This is a genomic window from Loktanella sp. PT4BL (assembly GCF_003201935.1).
Classification (GTDB): domain Bacteria; phylum Pseudomonadota; class Alphaproteobacteria; order Rhodobacterales; family Rhodobacteraceae; genus Yoonia.
Map to the genome: position 1 here is coordinate 1 of NZ_QJJL01000026.1, position 3222 is coordinate 3222.

Below are 3222 nucleotides of genomic sequence, written 5' to 3' on the forward strand. Positions count from 1 at the left end.
ATCACCTGCGCGGGCGAGATCGATGACATCGTGTTCCGGCGCAGCGAGTACCTCGGCGGCATGGCGATCGCCATTCTCGCCCTCATCGAACAGCAGGCTTGAGGAGAAGACCATGAGCATGGCAACCACAACCATCCGCATAGACTATGCAATGCTGCCCAACCATTTCGACCGCAGCCGCCCCAACGCCGTCGCTGAAGCCATCGAGACCGCGCTGCGGGACGCAGGGATCAAGGCCGAGGCCTCGGACATCTTCTCGCACATCAAGATCGAACTGCCGACCAGCCAGCTTACTGCCGCCTGCGCGGCGTTGGCCGACCTGAAGCTGATTTGAAGGAGGGCGGTCCATGAGCACCCGCGCACAAATCGCCATCCAGACAGGTCCCGACGAATGGGCACATGTGTATGTACATTTTGATGGTTACCCCGCCCACATGCTGGACGCTCTTTCACGATGGACGCCTGAGGACATTCTGGCCGCCCGCGAAATCCGGCAGGTGCGTGTGGACGCACTGGATTGTTTTGATCCACCAGGCGCGCCCCGCATCCTGCAACAGCCCACTTGCGAATTTTGCCATCTTTATATCTGGCAGGCGGGTGTATGGCGTGAACTGACCTCCCTGTGTGGGGTGCAAAAAAGCAATCAAATTGCGCCAAATTGACTACGCTAATCGCCCTGACAGAGCGATGGTTGTCTCAGCAAAACGATGCACCACACCAAAGGATCCAAGCCCATGACCGCACACGCCATTCTACCCAGCCGCAACGAAGATTACGGCTTTTTCCAAACCCTGACAAACTGCCCGCAGCGCGAGCGCCGCAGCGCAGAGGTCTGGACGCTGGCTTCACGCTTTATCGCCGCAGCCATCAGCGCCGATACCGAAGACGAGATGATCGGGATCCGCGACTTTCTTGACAGCCGGATGGGCCGCCACTTCGCCGACGATGTGGTCGGCAATATGACGGGCTGCAACATCGACAGCGAGGCTGCGATCCAATCAGCAATCTGCCGCTGGCAGGGCTGGCGCATCAGCAAGCGGACCGAGCGCGAGGAGGGCATCCCCGCAGGCCTTCCCTACCTGACGGGTTGGGTGCAGCACTTTGCAGTGACGGCCGCGATGGCAGACGCGGACTGAGGCTCGCACCCATCACGTTCTGGCCAGCCCGCGCTCGCGCGGGCCAATGCCGGTAGAAGGGCACGCATCCCGCGCTGCCCGTTTCACCGGAGACCACCATGCCCAATCTCACCAAAACCCAAACCCTGATCCTGACCACGGGTGCCCAGCGCGCAGACAACATTGCTATGCCGCTGCCCGAGGGACTGCATGGCGCTGCTGCCAAGAAGGTCGTGAGCATGATGATCGACCGCGGTTGGCTCGAAGAGGTCGACGCCGACACCCGCAAAGGCGAACCGCTCTGGCGTGAAACCGGCGATGGCCACGGCACCACGCTGGTCGTGACCGACGCAGGGATGCTGGCGGTCGGGATCGAGCCAGTGGTCGTCAAAACAATGGCGGCGGTCCGCAACCGTGTAGCTGAAAAGGCAAGTTCCAAGGCTTCGACACTGACACCGACGCCGCGTAGCGGCACCAAGCAGGCACGAGTCATTGCGCTTTTGGAACGCCCTGAAGGGGCGAGCATCGCCGAGATTGTTGAGATCACCGGTTGGTTGCCACACACAACACGTGGTGTCATCTCGGGTGCTCTCAAAAAGAAGCTGAGCCTGCCGGTTGCGTCAGAAAAGATACAGGGCCGCGGCACGGTATACACGCTTCCCAGCCGGTGATCCGCGCCGTTATCTCAACCGTTCAAACAAACGCCTCAGGGTATAGCTGCGGATCAATGAGACCCCAACAAAGACGGCCCCAATCGCAAGGTTGTCACCAAGGCTGACTTGCAGCCCGAACCATGGGAACGCAACGATCTGGGTGATCACTGCGAGCGCATAGCCGAACACAACGTTGGTGATAGCTTCAACCAATGAAAGACGTTGGGATTGGCTCATGCGGCCAACCGCTTTGCTTTCAAGGCGCTGAACGGTTCGCCGGTTTCCACCAAGACAGCATCAACCCCCGTGAATATTTGCCAGCGCTCGATGGCCACATCGACATAGGTCGGGTTTAACTCGACCCCGAAGCACACGCGCCCGGTCGTCTCCGCCGCGATCAGCGTCGTGCCGGATCCCATAAAGGGCTCGTAGACCGCTTGGCCGGGGCTTGAGTTGTTCAGGATCGGGCGGCGCATGCATTCAACCGGCTTTTGCGTCCCATGCACGGTGTCAGCATCCTGATCCTTGTTCGCGATCTGCCAGAGCGTCGTCTGCTTGCGGTCGGCCGCCCAGTGGCCTTTGCCCTTGGCGCGCACGGCGTACCAGCAGGGCTCATGCTGCCAGTGATAGTCACCGCGGCTCAGCACCAGCCGGTCCTTGGCCCAGATAATCTGCGAGCGGATGTTGAAGCCCGAGGCAATCAGGCTGTCGGCCACAGTCGCAGCATGCAGCGCGCCATGCCAGACATAGGCGACATCCCCAGGAAACAGCGCCCAGGCCTCACGCCAGTCCGCACGGTCATCGTTCAGCACCTTGCCGGTGCGCTTGGTTGCAGCAGCGCCTGCTTTATTGCGCCATCCGGGATCGTATTCCACGCCATAAGGAGGGTCGGTAACCATGAGGAGTGGCGTCACTTCGCCAAGTAGCCGTCCGACGACATCGGCCGACGTACTGTCACCACAGATCAGCCGGTGCGACCCGAGCTGCCAGAGATCACCAGGGACCGACACTGGCGTCACCGGCACATCCGGAATGTCATCCTCGCCCTCGACCGGACCATCAGTGCCCAGCGCATCGGGGTCTTGCAGCAGTGCATCGAGCTCTGCATCCGTGATCCCGAGGAGCGACAAATCGAAATCTTCAGCCAGCAGCCCCGCGATCTCGTCGCGCAGCATGGCTTCGTCCCAGTCGCCCAGCTCGGTCAGCTTGTTGTCGGCGATCCGGTAGGCCCGCCGCTCGGCTTCATCAAGATGCCCCAGCCGAATGACCGGCACATCCGTCAGCCCCAGCATGGTTGCAGCCAGCACCCGGCCATGCCCGGCGATCAGCTCACCGTCATCAGCAACCATGCAGGGCACGGTCCAGCCGAACTTGGCCATGCTGGCCGCGATCTTGGCCACCTGATCGTCGCCATGGATCTTGGCATTGCGGGCATAGGGGCGCAGCCGGTCAAT

Annotated in this window: 6 protein-coding genes; 4 read left to right on the forward strand and 2 right to left on the reverse strand. The window is 61.3% G+C overall.

The genetic code is table 11. The annotated features are described in order from the left end of the window. The first annotated feature begins 112 nt into the window (after window positions 1-112). The 4 genes from C7964_RS19575 (at window position 113) to C7964_RS19590 (ending at window position 1786) form a co-directional block, all read left to right on the forward strand. On the forward strand, window positions 113-334 hold the full coding sequence (locus C7964_RS19575; RefSeq protein WP_110281226.1) for a hypothetical protein: 222 nt from the start codon (window positions 113-115) through the stop codon (window positions 332-334). A gap of 13 nt (window positions 335-347) precedes the next feature. Further along, window positions 348-662 (forward strand): hypothetical protein, encoded by a 315-nt coding sequence (locus tag C7964_RS19580; protein WP_110281227.1) that lies wholly within the window; start codon window positions 348-350, stop codon window positions 660-662. A 72-nt stretch (window positions 663-734) separates the two neighbouring features. Further along, complete coding sequence (locus tag C7964_RS19585; RefSeq protein ID WP_110281228.1) at window positions 735-1136, forward strand: hypothetical protein; 402 nt, start codon at window positions 735-737, stop codon at window positions 1134-1136. A 98-nt stretch (window positions 1137-1234) separates the two neighbouring features. Beyond that, window positions 1235-1786: a DUF3489 domain-containing protein gene (locus tag C7964_RS19590; protein ID WP_110281229.1), complete on the forward strand. Its 552-nt coding sequence runs from the start codon at window positions 1235-1237 to the stop codon at window positions 1784-1786. Between the two features lie 9 nt (window positions 1787-1795). On the opposite strand, the gene C7964_RS19595 is transcribed toward C7964_RS19590, so the two are convergent. Then, window positions 1796-2005: a DUF7220 family protein gene (locus tag C7964_RS19595; protein ID WP_110281230.1), complete on the reverse strand. Its 210-nt coding sequence runs from the start codon at window positions 2003-2005 to the stop codon at window positions 1796-1798. Continuing rightward, window positions 2002-3222 (reverse strand): site-specific DNA-methyltransferase (locus C7964_RS19600; protein ID WP_286164080.1); only part of this gene is annotated, 1221 nt, incomplete at its 5' end. The genes C7964_RS19600 and C7964_RS19595, both read right to left, overlap by 4 nt.